Here is a 17,518-nt window from a genome sequence, read left to right on the forward strand (position 1 = left end):
CGTGCAGAGAGTTTAGCCATGGCTTCCCTACGTCAGAAACAGTACTCCGTCCTCGGCATGAGTACCTTGTCCTTCGCGGTGAATTTCGCCGTGTGGACGATGTTTTCGATCATCGGCATCCGCATCAAGGACGAGCTTGGCCTGAGCGAATCCCAGTTCGGCCTGATGGTCGCCCTGCCGATCCTCACCGGCTCCCTGGTGCGCCTGCCGCTGGGCCTGATCACCGACCGCTTCGGCGGCCGCATCGTGTTCTTCATCCACATGCTGCTGGTGGCCATCCCGATCTACGGCCTGGCCTTCGCCAGCCAGTACTGGCACTACCTGGTGCTCGGCCTGTTCGTCGGCCTGGCTGGCGGCTCCTTCGCGGTCGGCATCGCCTACACCTCGGCCTGGTTCGAGAAGGAGCGCCAGGGCACCGCGATGGGCATCTTCGGCGCCGGCAACGCCGGCGCGGCGATCACCAACCTGGTGGCGCCGATGATCGTGGTCGCCTTCGGCTGGCGCATGGTGCCGCAGGTCTACTCGGTGGCCATGCTGGTCACCGCCGTGCTGTTCTGGCTGTTCACCTGGACCGATCCGGCGCACCTCAAGGGTGCCGCCGAGGCCAGCCAGCGGCCGAGCCTGGCCAAGCAACTGGCGCCGCTCGCCGAGCTGCGCGTCTGGCGCTTCGGCCTGTACTACTTCTTCGTCTTCGGCGGCTTCGTCGCCCTGGCCCTGTGGCTGCCGAAGTACTACATCGCCGAATACGGCCTGGACCTGAAGACCGCGTCCTTCATCACCATGCTGTTCACCCTGCCGTCCGGCCTGATCCGCGCCCTCGGCGGCTGGTTCAGCGACCACTACGGCGCGCGCTCGGTGAACTGGGGCGTGTTCTGGGTCTGCCTGGTGTGCCTGTTCTTCCTCTCCTACCCGCAGACCACCATGACCATCCACGGCATCCAGGGCGACCTCAGCCTGGGCATCGGCCTGAACGTCTGGCTGTTCACCTTCCTGGTGTTCGTCGTCGGCATCGCCCAGGGCTTCGGCAAGGCCAGCGTGTACCGGATCATCCACGACTACTACCCGAGCAACATGGGCACCGTCGGCGGCATGGTCGGGGTGATCGGCGGCCTCGGCGGCTTCTGCCTGCCGATCCTGTTCGGCTACGCCGCCGACCACATCGGCGTGCGCTCCTCCTGCTTCATGTTGCTGTTCGGCCTGACCGTGGTCTGCATGGTCTGGATGCACTACGCGATCAAGCAGCAACGCCGCATCGACGGCCAGGCCGCCTCGGCCGACGTCGACCTTCCTCCCACCCTTCCCACCCACTCCTGAGGTAATGCCGTCATGGGCATGATCGCCAATACCCAACTGAAAGCCGCACGGGGACCGCTGCTGCTCGACTGGCGCCCCGAGGACCCCGAGTTCTGGGCGCGCAACGGCAAGCGCATCGCCAGCCGCAACCTGTGGATCTCGATCCCCGCGCTGCTGCTCGCCTTCGCCGTGTGGATGATCTGGAGCACGGTGACCGTGCGCCTGAACAGCGCCGGCTTCGCCTTCAGCAACGACCAGCTGTTCCTGCTCGCGGCGCTGCCGTCGATCTCCGGCGCCACCCTGCGGGTGTTCTATTCGTTCATGGTGCCGATCTTCGGCGGCCGTCGCTGGACCGCCCTGAGCACCGCCTCGATGCTGATCCCGTGCATCTGGCTGGGCTTCGCCGTGCAGGACCCGAGCACCCCGTACTGGGTGTTCGCCCTGATCGCGCTGCTCTGCGGCTTCGGCGGCGGCAACTTCGCCTCGAGCATGTCCAACATCAGCTTCTTCTATCCGAAGAGCCAGCAGGGCACCGCCCTCGGCCTGAATGCCGGGCTCGGCAACCTCGGCGTCTCGGTGATGCAGTTCGCCGTGCCGCTGGCGGTGGCCGGCGGCCTGTTCGGCGCCTTCGGCGGCGAGCCGCAGCAGCTCGGCGACGGCGGTCGCCTGTGGCTGCAGAACGCCGGCTGGATCTGGGTGCCGTTCATCGCCGTGGTATCGGTCGCGGCCTGGTTCGGGATGAACGACATCGCCGACGCCAAGGCCTCGTTCCGCGACCAGGCGGTGATCTTCAAGCGCAAGCACAACTGGCTGATGTGCTGGCTGTACGTGGCCACCTTCGGCTCGTTCATCGGCTTCTCGGCCGGCTTCGCGATGCTCAGCAAGACCCAGTTCCCCGACATCAACCCGCTGCAATACGCCTTCCTCGGTCCGCTGGTGGGCGCCCTCAGCCGGCCCCTGGGCGGCTGGCTGGCGGACAAGTTCGGCGGCGCGCGGATCACCCTGTGGAACTACGCACTGATGATCGGCGGGGTGTTCACGGTGATCGCCTTCCTGCCGGGCGACGGCGGCCAGGGCAACTTCTTCGGCTTCCTTGGCGCCTTCATCCTGCTGTTCTTCTTCGCCGGCATCGGCAACGGCTCAACCTTCCGCATGATCCCGGTGATCTTCCGCAACGAGTGGGCCCGGCGGGTGCGCGACGGCCAGGCCGACGAAGCCGGCGCGGCGCGCAACGCGAGCATGGAGTCGGCCGCGGTGATCGGCTTCTCCGCCGCCATCGGCGCCTTCGGCGGGTTCTTCATCCCGAAGGCGTTCGGCACCTCGCTGCACATGACCGGCAGCGCCGAGGGCGCCCTCTACGTGTTCATCGCCTACTACCTGAGCTGCATCGTCGCCACCTGGTGGTGGTACGCGCGCAAGGGTGCGGAGAGTCCCTGTTGAGTCCGTCGGCAGCAGCCCGCGGCAACCCCTGATTAGCGTTGTAACGCCCGGCACAGACCGGGTGAGGAGATCAAGATGAGTCACCTGCTCGACCGCCTGCAGTTCTTCAAGAAGAAGCAGGGCGAATTCGCCGATGGCCACGGCGAGACCAGCAACGAGAGCCGCGCCTGGGAAGGTGCCTACCGGCAGCGCTGGCAGCACGACAAGATCGTGCGCTCCACCCACGGGGTGAACTGCACCGGCTCCTGCTCCTGGAAGATCTACGTGAAGAACGGCCTGATCACCTGGGAAACCCAGCAGACCGACTACCCGCGCACCCGTCCGGACCTGCCCAACCACGAGCCGCGCGGCTGCCCGCGCGGGGCCAGCTATTCCTGGTACATCTACAGCGCCAACCGCCTGAAGTACCCGAAGGTGCGCAAGCCGTTGCTCAAGCTCTGGCGCGAGGCGCGGGCGCAGCACGGCGACCCGGTGAACGCCTGGGCCAGCATCGTCGAGGACGCCGCCAAGGCGAAGAGCTACAAGAGCCAGCGCGGCCTGGGCGGCTTCGTCCGTTCCAGCTGGGACGAGGTCACCGAGATCATCGCCGCGGCCAACGTCTACACCGCCAAGACCTACGGTCCGGACCGGGTGATCGGCTTCTCGCCGATCCCGGCCATGTCGATGGTCAGCTACGCCGCCGGCGCCCGCTACCTGTCGCTGATCGGCGGGGTCTGCCTGAGCTTCTACGACTGGTACTGCGACCTGCCGCCGGCCAGCCCGCAGATCTGGGGCGAGCAGACCGACGTGCCGGAGTCGGCCGACTGGTACAACTCCAGCTACATCATCGCCTGGGGCTCCAACGTGCCGCAGACGCGGACCCCGGACGCGCACTTCTTCACCGAGGTGCGCTACAAGGGCACCAAGACCGTCTCCATCACCCCGGACTATTCCGAGGTGGCCAAGCTCACCGACCTCTGGCTCAACCCCAAGCAGGGCACCGACGCCGCGCTGGGCATGGCCTTCGGTCACGTGATCCTGAAGGAATTCCACCTCGACCGGCCGAGCGCCTACTTCGTCGACTACTGCCGCCAGTACACCGACATGCCGATGCTGGTGTTGCTGGAAGAACACGCCGGCGGCGCGTTCAAGCCGACCCGCTACCTGCGCGCCGCCGACCTGGCGGACAACCTCGGCCAGGACAACAACCCCGAGTGGAAGACCATCGCCTACGACGAGCGCAGCGGCGGGCTGGTCTCGCCCACCGGCGCCATCGGCTATCGCTGGGGCGAGTCAGGCAAGTGGAACATCGCCGAGCTGGACGGCAGGAGCGGTGACCAGACGCGCCTGCAACTGTCGCTGCTCGATGGCCCGGAACATGCCTGCGAGGTGGCCTTCCCGTATTTCGCCGGGCAGGAGCACCCGCACTTCAAGGGCGTCGCCAACGACGAGGTACTGCTGCGCCGGGTGCCGTTCCGCGAGATCGTCGCGGCGGACGGCAAGCGCCTGCGGGTGGCCACCGTCTACGACCTGCAGATGGCCAACTACAGCATCGACCGCGGCCTGGGCGGCGACAACGTGGCGACCTCCTACGAGGACGCCGACACGCCCTATACCCCGGCCTGGCAGGAGCGCATCACCGGCGTTCCGGCGGCGCGCGCGACGCAGGTCGCCCGCGAGTTCGCCGACAGCGCCGACAAGACCCGCGGCAAGGCGATGGTGATCATCGGCGCGGCGATGAACCACTGGTACCACATGGACATGAACTACCGCGCGGTCATCAACATGCTGATGATGTGCGGCTGCATCGGCCAGAGCGGCGGCGGCTGGGCGCACTATGTCGGCCAGGAGAAGCTGCGCCCGCAGACCGGCTGGGCGCCGCTGGCCTTCGGCCTGGACTGGAGCCGGCCGCCGCGGCAGATGAACGGCACCAGCTTCTTCTACCTGCACAGCTCGCAATGGCGCCACGAGAAGCTGTCGATGCACGAGGTGCTGTCGCCGCTGGCCGACGCCAGCCGCTTCGCCGAACACGCCCTGGACTACAACATCCAGGCCGAACGCCTCGGCTGGCTGCCGTCGGCGCCGCAACTGAACCGCAACCCGCTGCGCATCGCCGCCGAGGCCGAGGCCGCCGGCCTGCCGGTCGCCGACTACGTGGTGCGCGAACTGAAGAGCGGCGGCCTGCGCTTCGCCAGCGAATCGCCGGACGATCCGCAGAACTTCCCGCGCAACATGTTCATCTGGCGCTCCAACCTGCTGGGCTCCTCCGGCAAGGGCCACGAGTACATGCTCAAGTACCTGCTCGGGGCGAAGAACGGGGTGATGAACGATGACCTCGGCAAGGCCGGCGGTCCGCGTCCCACCGAGGTCGACTGGGTCGACGACGGTGCCGAGGGCAAGCTCGACCTGGTCACCACCCTGGACTTCCGCATGTCCTCCACCTGCATGTACTCGGACATCGTCCTGCCGACCGCTACCTGGTACGAGAAGGACGACCTCAACACCTCCGACATGCACCCCTTCATCCATCCGCTGTCGGCGGCCACCGATCCGGCCTGGGAAGCCAAGAGCGACTGGGAGATCTACAAGGCCATCGCCAAGAAGTTCTCCGCCGTCGCCGAAGGCCACCTCGGCGTGGAGCAGGACCTGGTCACGGTGCCGCTGCTGCACGACACCCCCACCGAGCTGGCGCAGCCGTTCGGCGGCGACGGCCATGACTGGAAGAAGGGCGAGTGCGAGCCGATGCCGGGACGCAACCTGCCGACGCTGCACCTGGTCGAGCGCGACTACCCGAACGTCTACCGCAAGTTCACCTCGCTCGGTCCGCTGCTGGACAAGCTGGGCAACGGTGGCAAGGGCATCGGCTGGAACACCGAGAAGGAAGTGAAGCTGGTCGGCGACCTCAACCATCGCGTCGTCGAGAGCGGCGTCAGCCAGGGCCGGCCGCGCATCGACAGCGCCATCGACGCCGCCGAGGTGGTCCTCGCCCTGGCTCCGGAAACCAACGGCCAGGTCGCGGTCAAGGCCTGGGAAGCGCTGTCGAAGATCACCGGCCGCGAGCACGCCCACCTGGCGCTGCCCAAGGAAGACGAGAAGATCCGCTTCCGCGACATCCAGGTGCAGCCGCGCAAGATCATCTCCAGCCCGACCTGGTCCGGCCTCGAGGACGAGCACGTCAGCTACAACGCCGGCTACACCAACGTCCACGAGCTGATCCCGTGGCGCACCATCACCGGTCGCCAGCAGTTCTACCAGGACCACCCGTGGATGCAGGCGTTCGGCGAAGGCTTCGTCAGCTACCGGCCGCCGGTCAACACCCGGACCACCGAGAAGCTGTTGAACAGGAAGCCCAACGGCAACCCGGAGATCACCCTGAACTGGATCACCCCACACCAGAAATGGGGCATCCACTCCACCTACAGCGACAACCTGCTGATGCTCACCCTGTCGCGCGGCGGTCCGATCATCTGGCTCAGCGAGCACGACGCGGCCAAGGCCGGGATCGTCGATAACGACTGGGTCGAGGTGTTCAACGCCAACGGCGCGGCGACCTGCCGCGCGGTGGTCAGCCAACGGGTCAAGGACGGCATGGTGATGATGTACCACGCCCAGGAACGCATCGTGAACGTACCCGGCAGCGAGACCACCGGCACCCGTGGCGGCCACCACAACTCGGTGACCCGCGTGGTGCTCAAGCCGACCCACATGATCGGCGGCTACGCCCAGCAGGCCTGGGGCTTCAACTACTACGGCACGGTCGGCTGCAACCGCGACGAGTTCGTCGTGGTGCGCAAGATGAGCAAGGTCGACTGGCTGGACGAACCCCGCCACGGCGGACTCGGCGGCGACGCCCTGCCGCAACCGCTGCCCCAGGACATTTGAGGAGAGACGCCATGAAAATTCGTTCGCAAGTCGGCATGGTGCTGAACCTCGACAAATGCATCGGTTGCCACACCTGCTCGATCACCTGCAAGAACGTCTGGACCAGCCGCGAAGGCATGGAGTACGCCTGGTTCAACAACGTCGAGACCAAGCCCGGGATCGGCTACCCGAAGGAATGGGAAAACCAGGAGAAGTGGAAGGGCGGCTGGGTGCGCGCGGCAGACGGTTCGATCCGCCCGCGCATCGGCGGCAAGTTCCGCGTGCTGGCGAACATCTTCGCCAACCCGGACCTGCCCGAGATCGACGACTACTACGAACCGTTCGACTTCGACTACCAGCACCTGCATACCGCACCCAAGGCCGAGCACCAGCCGGTGGCGCGCCCGCGCTCGCTGGTCTCCGGGCAGCGCATGGAGAAGATCGAGTGGGGCCCGAACTGGGAGGAGATCCTCGGCACCGAGTTCGCCAAGCGGCGCAAGGACAAGAACTTCGACCAGGTCCAGGCGGACATCTACGGTGAGTACGAGAACACCTTCATGATGTACCTGCCGCGCCTCTGCGAGCACTGCTTGAACCCGGCGTGCGTGGCGTCCTGCCCGAGCGGGGCGATCTACAAGCGCGAGGAGGACGGCATCGTCCTGATCGACCAGGACAAGTGCCGCGGCTGGCGGATGTGCATCTCCGGCTGCCCGTACAAGAAGATCTACTTCAACTGGAAGAGCGGCAAGTCCGAGAAGTGCATCTTCTGCTACCCGCGCATCGAGGCCGGCCAGCCCACCGTCTGCTCGGAGACCTGCGTCGGGCGCATCCGCTACCTCGGCGTGCTGCTCTACGACGCCGACCGCATCCACGAAGTGGCCAGTTGCGAGAACGAGCGCGAGCTGTACGAGAAGCAACTGGAGATCTTCCTCGATCCGTTCGACCCGGCGGTGATCGCCCAGGCGCGCAAGGACGGGGTGGCCGACAGCGTCATCGAGGCGGCGCAGAAGTCGCCGGTGTACAAGCTGGCGATGGACTGGAAGCTGGCCCTGCCGCTGCACCCGGAATACCGCACGCTGCCGATGGTCTGGTACGTGCCGCCGCTGTCGCCGATCCAGAACGCCGCCGCCGAGGGGCACATCGGCAGCGACGGGGTGATCCCGGACGTCGAGTCGCTGCGCATCCCCGTGCAGTACCTGGCCAACCTGCTCACCGCCGGCGACACCGCGCCGGTGCTGCTGGCGCTCAAGCGCCTGCTGGCGATGCGCGCCTACAAGCGCGCCGAGCACGTCGAAGGCCGCCAGGACCTGGAGGTGCTGGCCAAGGTCGGGTTGAGCGTGGAGCAGGTGGAGGAGATGTACCGCTACCTGGCCATCGCCAACTACGAGGATCGCTTCGTGATCCCCAGCGCGCACCGCGAGGAAGCGCTTTCCGATGCCTTCGCCGAGCGTTCCGGCTGCGGCTTCAGCTTCGGCAACGGCTGTTCCGGCGGCAGCAACTCCGCCGTCAACCTGTTCGGCGGCAAGCCGACCAACCGCCGCGACGTGATCCAGGTCGTGCAGATCCAGGAGTGAGCGCCATGAACGATCACAGCCAACTGTTCCGCCTGCTCGCCCTGCTGCTCGACTATCCACGCGCCGAGCTGCGCGAGGAGAGCCTCGGCCTGCATGCGCTGATCCGCACCTGCGAACTGCCGGAAGCGCTGCGCGACGGCCTCGCGGCGCTGCTCAACGAGCTCTGCCAGGGCGACCTGCTGGACGTCCAGGCGCGCTACGACGGTCTCTTCGAGCGCGGCCGCTCGGTCTCGCTGCTGCTCTTCGAGCACGTCCACGGCGAGAGCCGCGATCGTGGCCAGGCGATGGTCGACCTGCTCGACCGCTATACCGGGGCTGGCCTGCAGATCGACGTACCGGAGCTGCCGGACTACCTGCCGCTGTACCTCGAATACCTGTCGCTGCTGCCGTTCGCGGCGGCCAGCGAAGGGCTCGCCGAAGTGGCGCACATCCTCGGCCTGCTGGCGCTGCGCCTGGAGGAACGTGGCAGCGCCTACGCGGCGATTTTCGAGGCGTTGCTGGAACTCGGCGGCGAGCGTCCGGACCTCGGCGCGTTGCGTCGCGACCAGGCCCAGGAACAGCGCGACGACAGCCTGGAGGCCATCGACCGGGCCTGGGAGGAAACCCCGGTGAGCTTCACCGACCCTGCCGGCGGTTGCCCGTCGAGCAGCGGCCGCCGTCCGACGGCGTCCACCGAACAACCATTGCAATGGGTCGCCCAGCCGGTACCGCAGATGCAGTACCGCGCGGCCCGCGAAGGAGTCTGAGCATGTCGACCAATCTTCTGTTCTTCGGGATCTATCCCTATGTCGCGCTGCTGATCTGCCTGGTCGGCAGCTGGGCGCGCTTCGACCTCTCGCAGTACACCTGGAAGGCCGGTTCCAGCCAGATGCTCAGCAAGAAGGGCATGCGGGTATACAGCAACCTGTTCCACGTCGGCGTGCTGTTCATCCTCGCCGGCCACTTCGTCGGCCTGCTGACCCCGGCCTCGGTCTACCACCACCTGATCAGCACCGAGAACAAGCAACTGCTGGCGATGGTCTCCGGCGGCTTCTTCGGCGTGCTCTGCTTCATCGGCCTGAGCGGACTGATCCTGCGCCGCCTGACCGACGCGCGGGTGCGCGCCACCGGCAACGCCTCTGACCTGATGATCCTGCTGGTGCTCTACGCCCAGCTGATCCTCGGCCTCTCCACCATCGTCGCCTCGACCCATCACATGGATGGCTCGGTGATGGTGATGCTCGCCGACTGGGCCCAGGCCATCGTCACCCTGCGTCCGCTGGCGGCGGCCGAAGCCATCGCGCCGGTGGGCCTGGTCTACAAGCTGCACGTCGGCCTGGGCCTGACCCTGTTCGTGCTGTTCCCCTTCACCCGCCTGGTGCACATCGTCAGCGCGCCGGTGTGGTACCTGGGCCGGCGCTACCAGATCGTGCGCCAGAAACGTCCTGCCTGAACCCTGGGCGGCCGGCGCATCCGGCGCCGGCCCGCCGAACCGAGGTGATCGATCATGAGTTGCTCCCACTACGAAGAACGCGTCGAGAAGGTCGAACTGCCGCAACTGAAGGTCAACGGCGTGGCCATCGGCGAAGACCTGCTGGCCCGCGAACTGCAATACCACCCGGCGGACAGCTACGCGCTGGCGCTGGAGGCCGCCTGCCGTGCGCTGATCGTCCGCCAGTTGCTCCTGCAACGGGCCGACGCGCTGGGCATCGAGGCCCGCTGCGAAGACGGCGAGACGCCGGAGGAAGCGCGCATCCGCCAATTGCTGGAGGAAGAGGTGCAGGTCCCGGAAGCCGACGAAGACGCCTGCCGGACCTGGTACGCGGCCAATCCGGGACGCCTGCTCGGCCCCTGGCGCCTGCAATTGCGCCATGTGCTGCTGGCCTGCGCGCCGGACGACCTGGAAGGCCGCGAGACGGCGCGCAAGCAGGCCGCGGAGCTGCTCGACGAGTTGCGCGGGCATCCCGAGCGCTTCGTCGACCTGGCCCGGCGTTTCTCCGCCTGTCCGTCGAAGGAGGCGGGCGGCGACCTCGGCTGGATCGAGCCGGGGCAGACCGTTCCCGAATTCGAGAAGCGCCTGCTGCGCCGCGCGCCCGGGCTGCTGGAGCATCCGCTGGAAAGCCGCTATGGCCTGCATGTGGTGGAACTGCTGGGGCGCGAGGGCGGCGAGCCGCTCGACTTCGACGCGGCCCGCGCGCAAATCGCCGCGCACCTGCAAGCGCAAGTGTTGCAGCGGGCCGTGGGGCAGTACATCGGCGTGCTGGCGGGAGACGCCTGCATCGAGGGCTTCGCCTTCGAGGGCGCGGATGGGGCGCTGGTGCAATAGGTTTCGGCGCCGTTGTTTCCCTCTTCCTCCCGCACATCAATCGGAGTACCCAGGACATGACCGACTGGATCGATGGCCAAGGCCGACAGATCGACTACCTGCGCCTGTCGGTCACCGACCGTTGCGACTTCCGCTGTGTCTACTGCATGGCCGAGGACATGCGCTTCCTGCCGCGCCAGCAGGTGCTGACCCTGGAGGAGATCGAGCGGGTCGCCCGGCTGTTCGTCGCCGGCGGCGTGCGCAAGCTGCGCCTGACCGGCGGCGAGCCGCTGGTGCGGCCCGGCATCGTCGGCCTGTGCGAGCGCCTGGCGGCACTGCCGGGGTTGCGCGAACTGTGCATGACCAGCAACGGCTCGCAACTGGTGCGCTACGCCCGGCCGTTGTACGACGCCGGCCTGTCGCGTCTCAACATCAGCCTCGACACCCTCGATCCGCTGCGCTTCCGGGCGATCACCCGCAACGGCGAGCTGGACAAGGTGCTGGCCGGCATCGACGCCGCCCAGGCCGCCGGTTTCCGCCGGATCAAGCTGAACGCGGTGGTGATGAAGGGGCGCAACGCCGATGAGGTGCCGGCGCTGGTGGACTTCGCCATCGCCCGCGGCCTGGATATCAGCTTCATCGAGGAGATGCCGCTTGGCCAGGTCGGCCGCGAACGTGGCGAGAGCTTCTGCTCCAGCGACGAAGTACGCGCGCTGATCGCCCAGCGCCATGCCTTGCTCGACAGCGCCGAGCAGAGCGGCGGGCCGGCGCGCTACGTGCGCCTGGTCGAGCATCCGCAGACACGCATCGGCTTCATCTCGCCGCACTCGCACAACTTCTGCGCCACCTGCAACCGCCTGCGCCTGACCGTCGAGGGCCGCCTGCTGCTGTGCCTCGGCCACGAGCATTCGCTCGACCTGCGCGCGCTGCTGCGCCGCCACCCGCTGCACGACGGGCCGTTGCTGGAAGCGATCGGCGAGGCGCTCCAGCGCAAGCCGGCGCGCCATGAATTCAGCGCCGCCGGCGAGGTGCAGGTGCTGCGCTTCATGAACATGAGCGGCGGCTGAGGCGACTCAGGGCGTAGCCAGCGGGCCTTCGCCAGGGGCCAGGGCGAGGCCGCTCTTCTGGTAGGCCAGCAGGGTCTCGCTGCTGTACAGCTCACCCCAGGAAAACATCACGGCATAACCGTCGCTGGAGCTGCGCGCGATCACATAGCTGTAGCGGCTTGCAGTCGAAAACCGGCGGGCTCGCAATCAGCGCGATTTTGGGCTCAGATTATCTGCGACTGACGGTGGAGGCGGGCTCACATTAATTGCGAGCGAGCTTGCAATCCGTGCGCCGGGCTTGCAATCCGTTACCGCGGGCTCAGGCTCTTTGCGACTGACGCTCATACCTGTAATCCGGCACTTTGCATCTTTTCCTGCAACTCGAAAATGTCGGTGCGGTAACCAATTTCTTCCATCGTGGGGCGGCGCAGATCGTTACACAGCTTGGGATGGCCAGCCAGGACAATGGACAAGCGTCGCCGGCCGCTGTCGTCTTCGGCCAGTTCGAGCAGTCGCTTCAGACCGGTCAAGGTATGGCCATTGAGATCATGGGCTTCATCAACGAACAGGGCCACGGGGCGCTTGCTCTTCTTTACCAGTTCGTACAGTTCGCGATCCCGTTTTTCGATCTGGGTGGGAATGCGTACCTGTTTCTGGGTGGAAAGGTCATAGAAGAGCGCGGCGATGAAGGTGGCCAGCTTGATGTTGTGCTTCTCGATGGCCATCGATCTGGACTCCGTGACTTTCTTTTCCTCTTCCAGCAGGTGCTACAAACGACGCAGCATCACCGTCTTGCCGCTGCCGATCACACCCCACAGGGCGATCAGCCGGCCTTCGAAGATGGCGCCGCGGATGTCTCTCATCAACTGCTGATGATGGGTGGTTTCAAAATAGCCCGCCTGATTCGAGGGGGGCTCAGTCCGTAGCCAGGGTCTCGCTCAGCACCTGGTCGATGAAGGCGCGGTCATCCATTGAAAGCTTGGCCAGCGGCATTGCCAGTTCCTCGGCGATAGCCGGCTTGGCCGCAATGCGGGATTCCTGGGGCTCGAAAACGAAGGGCTGGATGGGGAGCGTCGAGTCAGTAGAACCGGGCTCTAGTCGTACATCTTCCCCGGAAAGCGCCGCGATCGGCAGCCCCAACTGGTCCGCGAGAGATCGGATACGAGCCGAGCGCTCGTCTGCCTTGCTGCGCTTGAAAGCCCGGTAGCGGTGCTGCGGAATGGGGCCGGACACCGGGTAGTGAGGACCGAACCGCTCGCCATCGAACTCGGCATGCAGCTCATCGTCGAACAGCCCCCAGAGCAGCACGACGTAGTCGCCGGCCATCTCTGGCTCAAGCTCGTACGCGGTACCGTCGGTGGTGATTCGGGCATCAGGCCCGACTTTGCGCCGCTCGGGCTCCCGAGCAAAGCGGCAGAACTGATCCCATGAGCACATTTCACGGATCCCCTCTGTTGGCACATGGGTGATCCAGTCCTCGATCCGTGAAAGGGGTTCGGCACGATGTGTCTGCTGGTTGTAGGTGCGCACTAGGTAGCGCAACAGCCACTCGTTGGCCTGGGCTTCGGTTTCCGGCTTGTGGAAGTGGTACAGGGTCTCGTGGGCTTCCTTCACTGTGCGGAAAGGACGTTCGACCTTGCCTTTCGAGCGGGCCGTGGTGCGCGTTCCATCCTTGCTGGCAGGGATGTGTGTCTGCCACTCGATGCCCAGCGCCCGCATGACGCTCTGGAAAACGCGACGCTTGGCCACCGGACCGTTGTCCAGATAGATCAGCTTGGGCCGGCCCTGAAAGGGAAAACTCGGGTCCGCTTTCGGCGCCATCGAGTTGAACAGAAAACGAAGTGCCGTCTCCGCATCCTCACCATAAACGCAGTGGTATTCCTGGTAGGCCACACCGCTGCGGTCATCCACCACGCTGAACAGCATCAGGGTGGGTTCGCCCTTGGCGGGATCGATCCACCGCGGATGCTCAATATGCTTGAGGTCCGACGGCGACATGTCGAACTGCCAACAATCGTTGCTGTGCTCAGCCTGGAACCGAGTTGCGCCTGGCTCCCGGGACAGTTGAGCAGGCCTTAATCGCCAATGTGATAGATATCGGTTGACGGTGGGTCTGTGGAGTACGCCTCTTGGGGCAACAATGAGGCCCCGGTCAGTTTCTACACCGTACTCTTCCAGCAGCTCAATGGCGCGGTGTGTAGATAGATGCCGCCCCTGCTTGTTGGTGGTGCGCAGCTTCAACGCCGCAATCAGTTCGCAGTAGCGCTCCAGTTCCGCCTGGGGCAGGACGCGGGGCTTGCCCTGGTCGGAGCGGTGGGCTGCCTAGGCCTGTGCAGAAGGACCAGGGCGCGATAGACCGTACTGGAGGAAACGCCGTACAGTTCAGCTACAAGGGCCACCTGACGGGCCCGCTCCGGGCTCTTCTTCGGCAAGTGATCCAGGCGCTGCCGCAGTTGCAGCAGCGAATCGACGGGAATGGCCTTACGCCTGCTGGTGGCATTCCGTTCTGCCTCGGTGATGTAGTTGTAGAGCGTCGAGCGGCCGATTCCCATCATCCGACAGATCTCCACCACGGTGTATTGGCGCTCGTGATAGAGCTTCAGGGCGACTTTGCGCTTGGCGGGATCCAGGCGTTTCTTGCGGCCGCCCAGCCGACCGCGAGCACGTGCTGCAGATAGTCTCGCATGGGTGCATTCACTGATCAGGTTGCGCTCGAACTCGGCTAGCGCGGCAAAGAGGTGGAAAACCAAACGCCCTCCGGTGGATGTGGTGTCGATGTTCTCCTGGAGTCTCTTCAGACCCTCGCCGGCATCCTCCAATTGCTCGACCAGGTAGATCAGGTCCTTGATCGAGCGGCCAAGCCGGTCCAGCCGCCAGACCACCACCGTGTCGCCCCGCTTTAGATTGGCGAGAAGCGCGGCCAGGCCGATTCGATCGGCCTTGGCGCCGCTGCAGTGTCTTCGAACACTCGCTCGCAACCCGCCTTGGCCATCGCATCGCGTTGCAGGTCCAGTAGTTGATCGTCGGTGGAAATGCGCACGTACCCAATCAGTATGATTCGTCCAGAAATGCGCGAAAGGCAGCATAGGTGAATTTTGAAAGCGAGAAATCGTTACTGGACTAAAAGTACGCGGCTTCTGGGGGCGGCCAAGGGGAACGAGGCTGGCGTCCAGAAAACGGTCGTCTGATGGACGCTTCCACGAACGGAGCGATACCGCAAAGGGAAGAATGGAGTGCAACCATCGTAGAGCTTCAAACTGAGATATTGCAGTTGATTGCCGCATCTGGCCGGCCTATTGCCGTGCATTTTCTACCTACTACTGCATCGCTCAAGAAGGTTCTGTAAATATATTGGTTCAACTCTTTCGATAGGAAAGCCATTCATGACAAATAATAGTGCGCCACCACTTGTCGTGACCAGAGGAAATGATAATGGTTACGAGCCTGGGTCGATGGTTATTACGCATGTACAGGCTAGTGGGCTAGACATAATCCAGTACATTCCAGGTCGGTCAAGCTACGGTACTCCACCATTTGTCCCGCCAGGACCAAGCCCGTATGTTGGCCCTGGAATGCAAGAGTACAGGAGGCTAAGAGATACTCTTGATAAGTCCCATTCAGAACTAAAGAAAAACCTGAAGAATAAAACCTTGAAGGAGGTAGATGAACTCAAGAGTGAAGCGGGGTTGCCAGTTAAAGCGGTCAGTGCCAATGACATCCGCGATGAAAAGAGTATCGTTGATGCACTCATGGATGCCAAAGCAAAATCGCTAAAGGCCATTGAGGATCGCCCGGCCAATCTTTATACGGCTTCAGACTTTCCTCAGAAGTCAGAGGCGATGTACCAGAATCAGTTGCTAGCCAGTCGAAAGTTCTATGGAGAGTTCCTTGATCGACATATGAGTGAGCTGGCCAAAGCGTACAGCGCTGATATCTATAAGGCGCAAATCGCTATCTTGAAACAAACGTCTCAAGAACTGGAGAGTAAAGCCCGGTCAATGGAGGCGCAAGCCCAGCAGGTCACTCAACAGCTCGGTGCCGACTTCAACGCGATCACCACTCCGACCGCCACCAAGGTCCAGCAACGTGTGAAAGCAGTGGATGCTAGTCTGTCTCAGGTTTCCACCCAGGTCAGTGGTGCAGTCGCCTCGGCAACCCAGGCGGTGCAGGTCAAGACAGCGCAAGCCCAGCAACAAGCCAACAGCCAGATTTCGTCCAGCCAGAACCTGATCAGCGCGGCATTTCGGAATCAGATTGCCTTGGCAGCACAGGCCAGTGGAGAAGCCCAGGTCACGGCTTTCAACACCAAAGTCAAGCAGATCGTCAACGAAGCCACGGCGTTTTCGACAGCACGAAAACAAGCGCTGGCTCAGTTTGCTGCCAATGCGGCCGCCGAGGTCGAAACCGAGGTCAACAGGCTAACCGCCCAGGTCAAGGCCAGCCCCACCAAGGCGGCTTCGCAAGCTGCACAAGCAACCCTTCGACAATTCACTGAAAGCACCTATGCCAAGGTGAACACCTTTGCCCAGCAGACCGAAGCAGCGCTGCAGGCTAAGGCAAAAGAGGTCTCAGCAGCGGTAGCCGAAGCACAGCGTGCGGCGACCAACGATTTGCAAAAAACAGCCGATGTAGTACCAGATCAGATCATCCAGGCTGCGAACACCTTGGCGATGCCGGCCACCTCTGCGCCGCTGGTTTCGGTGGCCGGGTTTGGTAGTGCGGCAGTGGAGACGGCTCGCCTGGCGGCTTCCCTAACGAATGCTGTCAATCGCCTGGTTCAGATTGCTGGTAGTGGACCCGGCGCATACGTTGCCACCTTCGCGGTGCTGTCGCTGTATTCCGACCAGGCTGGTAAAGACAGTGACAAGGTTCCTGCCGGCGTTCGCAATGCATTGGCACTGGAGGCGTCCGCTCTGGGGCTTCCTGGCACGGCTGATTTGCAAAGCGTCGCCAAGGCAGGTGGCACGGTTGATATGCCGGTACGACTCACGAGTGCTGCACAAGAGAGCCCGAGTGGTAAATCGCAGATTGCCGCGATGTTGACCAACGGTGCAACTGTCCCCAAGGGCGTGCCTGTTCGCGCCGCGACCCTCAATGCTGCGACGGGCCGGTATGAGGTGACGGTTCCCGCAAAGTCCACCGTGCCGAATACACCACCGCTGATCTTGACCTGGACCCCTGCCACCCCTCCAGGAAGCCAGAACCCCTCAAGCACCACTCCGGTCGTACCGCAGCCGGTTCCGGTGTATGAGGGAGCAACGATCACCCCAGTACAGGCCGAGCCGGAGTCCTATCCGGGAGTGCCGTTAGATCTGGACGATCTGATTGTGATCTTCCCGGTGGGCTCGGGGGTTAAGCCAATCTATATAATGTTCAATCATAACCCTCATGATGTTGTTATTGATGATAAGATCAGAGAGCAAATTCCAATTAGAGGGTGGACTGAGGTTGAAATTAGAGATGTTATCGGAAAAGGTGCAACAGGTAGTTCTTCAGATAAGCGTCGGCCTAATAAGACGATAGATGGGCTGGGGCGGAATGACTCTGCAACAGTATATGGAAGTCCTCCTAATGGATATATAGTTGTGAACGATAGGACAGGTGAAGTTATTCAAATTGCAGATCGGAACGATTCCGCATGGGCGGTTGACGGGCGAATCATCTGGAGAAATAAGTAATGATCAATCCTAACTCTGTCGAAATAGTTGACAATGGCCTAGATTTTTTTTCAAAAGAAGGCAATGGGAAGATGTGGCTAACTACGAAGGCAACTCTGGAAGTCGTATCTTTGGCAACTAAAAAAGGGTTGGCAATTTCAAAAATTGAGGGATTCATCTGGCATAAGGATGTAGGGAGGTTCGAGGCAAGACTTGATGCCATATTTGAAGGGCTTGTCAATCCAGTAAAAGTGCCTGATGATGTCAATAATAATAACACTAGAGCGAAAGAGAGTACAGAGGAAGATGCTTCTCTTGGGCATGATGCTTTTATTGTAACAATTGCCTCCAGAAAATAAAGGTGGAACCTTGGGGCTGAGTTGG

The 17,518-nt window shown here is 63.6% G+C and carries 11 protein-coding genes and 4 pseudogenes; 12 read left to right on the plus strand and 3 right to left on the minus strand.

Annotated elements, in window-relative coordinates; translation table 11 throughout:
* The first annotated feature begins 18 nt into the window (after window positions 1–18).
* The 8 genes from LT948_RS04355 (at window position 19) to moaA (ending at window position 11,498) form a co-directional block, all read left to right on the plus strand.
* Window positions 19–1,314: a nitrate/nitrite transporter gene (locus tag LT948_RS04355; protein WP_003129535.1), complete on the plus strand. Its 1,296-nt coding sequence runs from the start codon at window positions 19–21 to the stop codon at window positions 1,312–1,314.
* Between the two features lie 12 nt (window positions 1,315–1,326).
* Complete coding sequence (gene narK2 / locus LT948_RS04360; RefSeq protein WP_003092963.1) at window positions 1,327–2,733, plus strand: nitrate/nitrite transporter NarK2; 1,407 nt, start codon at window positions 1,327–1,329, stop codon at window positions 2,731–2,733.
* A 75-nt stretch (window positions 2,734–2,808) separates the two neighbouring features.
* Window positions 2,809–6,594, plus strand: coding sequence for a nitrate reductase subunit alpha (locus LT948_RS04365; RefSeq protein WP_003092960.1), 3,786 nt, complete (start codon window positions 2,809–2,811; stop codon window positions 6,592–6,594).
* Between the two features lie 11 nt (window positions 6,595–6,605).
* On the plus strand, window positions 6,606–8,147 hold the full coding sequence (narH, locus tag LT948_RS04370; protein WP_003092958.1) for a nitrate reductase subunit beta: 1,542 nt from the start codon (window positions 6,606–6,608) through the stop codon (window positions 8,145–8,147).
* A 5-nt stretch (window positions 8,148–8,152) separates the two neighbouring features.
* On the plus strand, window positions 8,153–8,893 hold the full coding sequence (gene narJ, locus LT948_RS04375) for a nitrate reductase molybdenum cofactor assembly chaperone (RefSeq protein ID WP_003092956.1): 741 nt from the start codon (window positions 8,153–8,155) through the stop codon (window positions 8,891–8,893).
* A 2-nt stretch (window positions 8,894–8,895) separates the two neighbouring features.
* Entirely contained in the window at window positions 8,896–9,579 is a 684-nt protein-coding gene (gene narI / locus LT948_RS04380) for a respiratory nitrate reductase subunit gamma (protein WP_003092953.1), read from the plus strand.
* Window positions 9,580–9,633: 54 nt separating this feature from the next.
* Entirely contained in the window at window positions 9,634–10,452 is an 819-nt protein-coding gene (locus LT948_RS04385; protein ID WP_003159377.1) for a peptidylprolyl isomerase, read from the plus strand.
* A 56-nt stretch (window positions 10,453–10,508) separates the two neighbouring features.
* Window positions 10,509–11,498 carry a GTP 3',8-cyclase MoaA gene (moaA, locus tag LT948_RS04390; protein WP_003092949.1) on the plus strand — a complete coding sequence of 330 codons (990 nt, stop codon included), beginning with the start codon at window positions 10,509–10,511 and terminating at the stop codon, window positions 11,496–11,498.
* Window positions 11,499–11,818: 320 nt separating this feature from the next.
* On the opposite strand, the gene LT948_RS04395 is transcribed toward moaA, so the two are convergent.
* The 3 genes and pseudogenes from LT948_RS04395 to LT948_RS04405 form a co-directional block, all read right to left on the minus strand.
* Window positions 11,819–12,202: an AAA family ATPase gene (locus tag LT948_RS04395; protein WP_003137790.1), complete on the minus strand. Its 384-nt coding sequence runs from the start codon at window positions 12,200–12,202 to the stop codon at window positions 11,819–11,821.
* Window positions 12,203–12,404: 202 nt separating this feature from the next.
* Window positions 12,405–13,996: pseudogene (locus LT948_RS04400) on the minus strand (IS481 family transposase); the annotation flags it as partial.
* Window positions 13,973–14,532 (minus strand): annotated as a pseudogene (locus tag LT948_RS04405) (recombinase family protein); the annotation flags it as partial. The pseudogenes LT948_RS04400 and LT948_RS04405, both read right to left, overlap by 24 nt.
* 328 nt (window positions 14,533–14,860) lie before the next feature.
* Here LT948_RS04405 and LT948_RS04410 point away from each other — a divergent pair.
* The 4 genes and pseudogenes from LT948_RS04410 to LT948_RS04420 all read left to right on the plus strand — a co-directional run.
* Window positions 14,861–15,494 (plus strand): annotated as a pseudogene (locus tag LT948_RS04410) (hypothetical protein); the annotation flags it as partial.
* Window positions 15,485–16,864: pseudogene (locus tag LT948_RS33320) on the plus strand (S-type pyocin domain-containing protein); the annotation flags it as partial. The pseudogenes LT948_RS04410 and LT948_RS33320, both read left to right, overlap by 10 nt.
* The gene (locus LT948_RS33325) at window positions 16,847–17,155 is read left to right on the plus strand and encodes a colicin E5-related ribonuclease (protein ID WP_171902132.1); all 309 of its coding nucleotides are present in this window, start codon (window positions 16,847–16,849) and stop codon (window positions 17,153–17,155) included. The pseudogene LT948_RS33320 and the gene LT948_RS33325, both read left to right, overlap by 18 nt.
* Window positions 17,155–17,493 (plus strand): hypothetical protein, encoded by a 339-nt coding sequence (locus tag LT948_RS04420; protein ID WP_011666557.1) that lies wholly within the window; start codon window positions 17,155–17,157, stop codon window positions 17,491–17,493. The genes LT948_RS33325 and LT948_RS04420 overlap by 1 nt, the downstream gene beginning before the upstream one ends.
* The last annotated feature ends 25 nt before the right edge of the window (window positions 17,494–17,518 follow it).

This window comes from Pseudomonas sp. CP-1, assembly GCF_021213715.1.
GTDB lineage: Bacteria > Pseudomonadota > Gammaproteobacteria > Pseudomonadales > Pseudomonadaceae > Pseudomonas > Pseudomonas aeruginosa.

Coding starts and splice junctions, on each gene's coding strand:
- narH (WP_003092958.1), top strand. CDS start 6,606: ATGAAAATTCGTTCGCAAGTCGGCATGGTGCTGAACCTCGACAAATGC.
- moaA (WP_003092949.1), top strand. CDS start 10,509: ATGACCGACTGGATCGATGGCCAAGGCCGACAGATCGACTACCTGCGC.
- narJ (WP_003092956.1), top strand. CDS start 8,153: ATGAACGATCACAGCCAACTGTTCCGCCTGCTCGCCCTGCTGCTCGAC.
- LT948_RS04420 (WP_011666557.1), top strand. CDS start 17,155: ATGATCAATCCTAACTCTGTCGAAATAGTTGACAATGGCCTAGATTTT.
- LT948_RS04395 (WP_003137790.1), bottom strand. CDS start 12,202: ATGGCCATCGAGAAGCACAACATCAAGCTGGCCACCTTCATCGCCGCG.
- LT948_RS04365 (WP_003092960.1), top strand. CDS start 2,809: ATGAGTCACCTGCTCGACCGCCTGCAGTTCTTCAAGAAGAAGCAGGGC.
- narK2 (WP_003092963.1), top strand. CDS start 1,327: ATGGGCATGATCGCCAATACCCAACTGAAAGCCGCACGGGGACCGCTG.
- LT948_RS33325 (WP_171902132.1), top strand. CDS start 16,847: ATGTTCAATCATAACCCTCATGATGTTGTTATTGATGATAAGATCAGA.
- LT948_RS04385 (WP_003159377.1), top strand. CDS start 9,634: ATGAGTTGCTCCCACTACGAAGAACGCGTCGAGAAGGTCGAACTGCCG.
- LT948_RS04355 (WP_003129535.1), top strand. CDS start 19: ATGGCTTCCCTACGTCAGAAACAGTACTCCGTCCTCGGCATGAGTACC.
- narI (WP_003092953.1), top strand. CDS start 8,896: ATGTCGACCAATCTTCTGTTCTTCGGGATCTATCCCTATGTCGCGCTG.